Source organism: Acinetobacter entericus, assembly GCF_026168575.1.
Taxonomy (GTDB): domain Bacteria; phylum Pseudomonadota; class Gammaproteobacteria; order Pseudomonadales; family Moraxellaceae; genus Acinetobacter; species Acinetobacter bouvetii.
In genome coordinates this window covers 1-685 of the sequence record NZ_JAPEQW010000124.1, presented here as the reverse complement: position 1 = coordinate 685, position 685 = coordinate 1, and the positions used below count along the sequence as shown (strand labels likewise).

Annotated in this window: 1 protein-coding gene; it reads left to right on the top strand. The window is 48.0% G+C overall.

Features of this window, described 5'->3' with window-relative positions; genetic code table 11:
- Window positions 1-186: 186 nt before the first annotated feature.
- Window positions 187-685: pentapeptide repeat-containing protein (locus OKC24_RS19860; protein ID WP_265466311.1), on the top strand; the 499-nt coding region annotated here is incomplete at its 3' end.

Sequence of the window (685 nt, the reverse complement as noted above, 5' to 3'; positions counted from 1 at the left end):
CAACCCACCACCACGGTGGGTTTTCTTTTGTCTATTAAAACATAAAAAATAAGTTTTCTAAAAATTAAAATAACATTTCTTATATTTTATCTTGACATAAAAACTAAGTTTTCTTATATTTATCCCACGGACAACAAAAAGCCCCGGCAACTTGCGGAAACCGGGGCTGTTTAAAGCGAGGTCATTATGACACAACACGAAATCAAAAACCGCTGGACTGGCGAAGTCCTTTTCACTTGCGACACCCCAGAAGGCATGGAATCAGGAATGATTGCGCGTCATGCGGTAGAGACTGCAATTACCCAGGACGCGGATCTTCGGGGCGCGAATCTTCGGGGCGCGAATCTTCTGGGCGCGAATCTTCGGGGCGCGAATCTTCGGGGTGCGAATCTTGAGGGCGCGGATCTTGAGGACGCGGATCTTCGGGACGCGAATCTTCGGGGCGCGGATCTTCGGGGTGCGAATCTTGAGGGCGCGAATCTTCGGGGCGCGAAACATGCACCACTGATTATTACTGGTTTGTACTGGCCTATCCACATCGGCGGCACAGGAATGATGCGAATTGGCTGCCAAGAACACTCAATTGAGCGCTGGAAAGGATTCAGTGATGAATTGATAAGCCGCATGGATGGTTATGCACTGGAATTTTGGAATCAGCATAAAGCAATGCTTTTGAATATCTGCG